2 protein-coding genes and 1 pseudogene are annotated in these 3,622 nt (G+C 53.3%); all 3 read left to right on the top strand.

Going from position 1 to position 3,622, the window contains the following annotated elements:
* Positions 1-141: 141 nt before the first annotated feature.
* Positions 142-873, top strand: coding sequence for a type I 3-dehydroquinate dehydratase (gene aroD, locus ACTBDZ_RS16030; protein WP_438816047.1), 732 nt, complete (start codon positions 142-144; stop codon positions 871-873).
* Positions 874-949: 76 nt separating this feature from the next.
* Positions 950-2,548 (top strand): annotated as a pseudogene (locus ACTBDZ_RS16025) (acyl CoA:acetate/3-ketoacid CoA transferase).
* Between the two features lie 14 nt (positions 2,549-2,562).
* On the top strand, positions 2,563-3,622 hold a 1,060-nt coding region (locus tag ACTBDZ_RS16020; protein ID WP_438816046.1), incomplete at its 3' end, for an acyl-CoA dehydrogenase.

Below are 3,622 nucleotides of genomic sequence, written 5' to 3'. Positions count from 1 at the left end.
AAGGTTACGGATGGTAACGTGGGGAGTACTCATGCTGATTGGTCTGCAAAAAGCAGTAATAAATTCAGAACTTCAGAATACCGTCAAGTCCCGAAAAAAGAAAAATCAGGTGCGGAATGACGGGTAACCGTAAAAAATCGGGTGTTTGGCGAAGGCGCACCAAAAATTATCGTCTCGCTGATGGGCAAAGACATCGCTGCCATCAAGTCAGAAGCCCACCATTACCAAGACGGCGACGTCGATATCCTGGAATGGCGCGCCGATCATTTTGATGATGTGGCCTCCACCGCCAGCGTGCTGGAAGCCGTACGCACGCTGCGTGACTGCATTCCCGACAAGCCCCTGCTGTTTACTTTCCGCAGTAAGCAAGAAGGCGGGGAAAAAGCGCTCTCTGCCGAGGCCTACATTGCCTTGAACAAAGCCGTAGTGGAGAGCGGGTTTGTGGACATGATCGATCTGGAGCTGTTTACCGGCGATGCGCTGGTGAAAGATACCGTGGCGTTTGCGCATGCTCACGGCGTGAAAGTCATCATGTCCAACCACGATTTCCACAAGACGCCACCGAAAGAAGAGATCGTCAAACGCCTGTGCAAAATGCAGGAATTGGGTGCCGATATCCCGAAAATCGCCCTGATGCCACAGAGCAAAGACGATGTTCTCACCCTGCTGGCCGCCACGCTGGAAATGCATGAGAAGCACGCTGACCGCCCGATCATCACCATGTCCATGTCAAAAACCGGTGTTATCTCCCGTCTCTCCGGCGAACTGTTTGGTTCAGCCGCCACCTTTGGCGCACTGAAAAAGGCTTCTGCCCCAGGGCAAATTGCCGTTAAAGATTTGCGCGCCGTGTTGACGGTATTACACCAATCCTGAATAGCAATGGCGCGGCTGTAGCCGTTTGCGCTGCCAGGAGCAGAGCACGTTCATTTGCTTATCACGAGGAGTTGCAATGAAACTGGAAAAACCGAAAAGAATTAATGGCCGAGTACCTGTGCTCTCCGCACAGGACGCGGTTAACTACATCCCCGATGAAGCTACCCTGTGCGTATTGGGCGCTGGTGGCGGCATTCTGGAAGCCACCTCTCTAATTGCCGCCCTCGCCGACCGCTACAAAACCACGCAGTCACCGCGCGACCTGTCACTGATCAGCCCAACAGGGTTAGGCGATCGCGCCGAGCGCGGCATCAGCCCGCTGGCACAGGAAGGCTTGGTGAAATGGGCGCTGTGAGGTCACTGGGGACAGTCACCGCGTATTTCCGATCTGGCAGAACAAAACAAGATAGTCGCCTACAACTACCCCCAAGGGGTGCTGACGCAAGCGATCCGCGCCTCTGCCGCACACCAGCCGGGCATTTTGAGCAATATCGGTATTGGTACCTTTGTCGACCCGCGTCAACAGGGCGGCAAACTGAATGAAGTGACCAAAGACGAACTGATCAAGCTGGTCGAAATCGATAATCAGGAATACCTGTTCTACAAAGCCATTGCCCCGAATGTCGCCTTTATTCGCGCCACCACCTGCGACAGCGAAGGGTACGCCTCTTTCGAAGATGAAGTGATGTATCTCGATGCGCTGGTGATTGCACAAGCGGTGCACAACAACGGCGGTATCGTGATGATGCAGGTGCAGAAGAAGATGGTTAAAAAGGCCACGTTGCATCCTAAATCCGTGCGCATTCCCGGCTATCTGATCGACATTGTGGTGGTGGATTCAACGCAAACCCAGCTGTACGGCGGTGCCCCCGTCAACCGTTTTATCTCCGGCGATTTTGTGTTGGATGACAGCGCCAAAATGGCCATCCCCCTTAACCAACGCAAGCTGGTGGCACGCCGCGCGCTGTTCGAGATACGAAAAGGTGCAGTCGGTAACGTGGGGGTCGGCATCACCGACGGCATCGGTCTGGTGGCTCGCGAAGAGGGCTGTGCCGATGACTTCGTGCTGACGGTGGAAACCGGCCCTATCGGCGGGATCACCACACAAGGGGTGGCCTTCGGCGCCAACGTCAATACCCGCGCCATTCTGGACATGACCTCTCAGTTCGATTTTTACCACGGCGGTGGGTTGGATGTGTGCTACCTGAGCTTTGCTGAAATCGACCGACACGGCAACGTTGGCGTGCATAAATTCAACGGCAAAATCATGGGCACCGGCGGGTTTATCGATATCAGCGCCACCTCGAAGAAGATCATCTTCTGCGGCACCCTGACGGCGGGCAGTCTAAAAACCAATGTCGGCGACGGCAAGCTGACGATCGTGCAGGAAGGGAAAGTTAAAAAATTCATTCAGGAAATCCCTGAAATCACGTTTAGCGGAAAAATTGCGCTCGAACGCGGTTTGGACGTGCGTTACATCACCGAACGCGCCGTCTTCACCTTAAAAGCTGACGGTTTGCACCTAGTTGAGATCGCGCCTGGCGTCGATCTGGAAAAAGACATTCTGGCACAGATGGACTTCACCCCGGTCATTTCGCCTGACTTAAAACTGATGGATACACGCCTCTTTTTCGATGACGTGATGGGTTTTGTATTGCCAGACGCTGAACAATAACAGGAGTAAAAACGATGGACTTTGCCTTAACCGAAGAGCAAGAACTGCTGCTTGCCAGTATTCGGGAATTGATCACCAGTGATTTCCCGGAAGAGTACTTCAGAACCTGCGATCAGACCGGTACCTATCCGAAAGCGTTTATGCGGGCGCTGGCCGATAACGGCATTTCCCTGCTGGGCGTGCCGGAAGAATTTGGCGGCATTCCGGCAGACTATGTCACCCAAATGCTGGCACTGATGGAAGTGTCTAAAAATGGCGCACCGGCGTTCCTGATCACTAACGGTCAGTGCATCCACAGCATGCGTCGTTTTGGTTCCGCCGAGCAGTTGCGCAAAACCGCGGAAAATACGCTGGCGACCGGCGATCCGGCCTATTCGCTGGCTCTGACCGAACCGGGTGCAGGCTCGGACAACAGCAGCGCGACCACCAGCTACACGCGTAAAAACGGCAAGGTGTATCTCAACGGGCAAAAAACCTTTATCACCGGTGCCAAAGAGTACCCTTATATGCTGGTGCTGGCGCGCGATCCCGAACCACAGGATCCGAAAAAAGCCTTTACCCTGTGGTGGGTGGAATCCAATAAGCCTGGCATCAAAATCAACCCGTTGCACAAAATCGGCTGGCATACGCTGACCACCTGCGAAGTCTATCTCGATAACGTCGAAGTCGAAGAGAGTGACATGGTGGGTGAAGAAGGCATGGGCTTCCTGAACGTGATGTACAATTTCAAAATGGAACGCCTGATCAATGCCGCGCGCAGTACCGGTTTTGCTGAGTGTGCCTTCGAAGATGCCGCACGTTATGCCAACCAGCGTATCGCTTTTGGCAAACCGATTGGTCATAACCAGATGATCCAGGAGAAGCTGGCGCTGATGGCCATCAAAATCGAGAACATGCGTAATATGGTGCTGAAATGCGCCTGGCAGGCGGATCAGGAGCTGTCATTACGGAGCCTGTACATAAATTTGTGTAATTGCCTGATTTTGATATGTTCAATCCAACATCAAAAGCAGGTTACTTTATGGACGAAAAACAGTTGCAGGCTCTGGCTAATGAACTGGCCAAAAATCTCAA

The organism is Symbiopectobacterium sp. (assembly GCF_051710365.1).
Taxonomy (GTDB): Bacteria; Pseudomonadota; Gammaproteobacteria; order Enterobacterales; family Enterobacteriaceae; genus Symbiopectobacterium.
The sequence above is the reverse complement of the archived record's forward strand: the minus strand, read 5'-3'. Positions and strand labels throughout refer to the sequence as shown.